The organism is Mesorhizobium sp. M0626 (assembly GCF_040320665.1).
In the GTDB taxonomy this organism is placed as follows: Bacteria; Pseudomonadota; Alphaproteobacteria; order Rhizobiales; family Rhizobiaceae; genus Mesorhizobium.
The window spans coordinates 1-746 of record NZ_JAMYQD010000061.1; the positions used below are offsets into that span (position 1 = coordinate 1).

Annotated in this window: 1 pseudogene; it reads right to left on the bottom strand. The window is 64.5% G+C overall.

What is annotated here, in order from left to right:
- Positions 1-700: pseudogene (locus tag NKI37_RS31865) on the bottom strand (IS1380 family transposase); the annotation flags it as partial.
- Positions 701-746: the final 46 nt, after the last annotated feature.

The following is a 746-nucleotide window of genomic DNA, read 5'->3' on the forward strand; positions in this document are numbered from 1 at the left end:
ATGGCTATCGCCGCGGAGCAGGATTCGAATGTTCGGCCAGTTGATCCGGATCGCCCGCACCAGACGGCGCAGGTGGGGGCGGATCTCAGCACCACTCGGCCGCTTGGCCGGTCGCAGGATCGCGCTGACGAACCGTCCCGCACCATCGAACACGACGATCGGCTGGAAGCCGTACTCGTCATGGTGCATTGAACAGGCGAAGCTGTTGGCCTCCGTGCACAGCGTCGAAGGTGTCGTCAATGTCGAGTACGATCCGCTTCGGCACTTGCCGGAACGAGGCGCAATAGAGATCGACCATCGCCCGTCCCATCGCGACCAGCTCCCGCACCCCGGGTAGGTTCTCCAGCCGGCACAGCGTCGATTGCGACGCCAGATCCCGACCCGACGGCAGCGCATCCTGGGCCGTCTTGAAGACCGGATCGCGGCGCAGCCGGTTGGCGTCGTTGCCGTCCTCGTAGCCGGCGGCGATCATCTTCATGCGAAAGCCGATCATGTCCGCCAGGCTGTGGACGACCTGGTCCGGGCAGCGCGGATCGTCGATGCAACGCGCCAGACGCTCGGCCACCCGCAACCGCTTTTCCACCTCGGCCTAGGCCAGAACGCCGCTGTTGGACGACAGCATGCCGCCGTCGAAACCGGCGACGACGGACTTGCCGCCGACTGATGAAAAACCGCTCACCGGCAGCGCAAGATCGTTCATGGTGGGTGTGGTCTCCGGGAAATTTCGGATCGGCTTAAGCAACCAA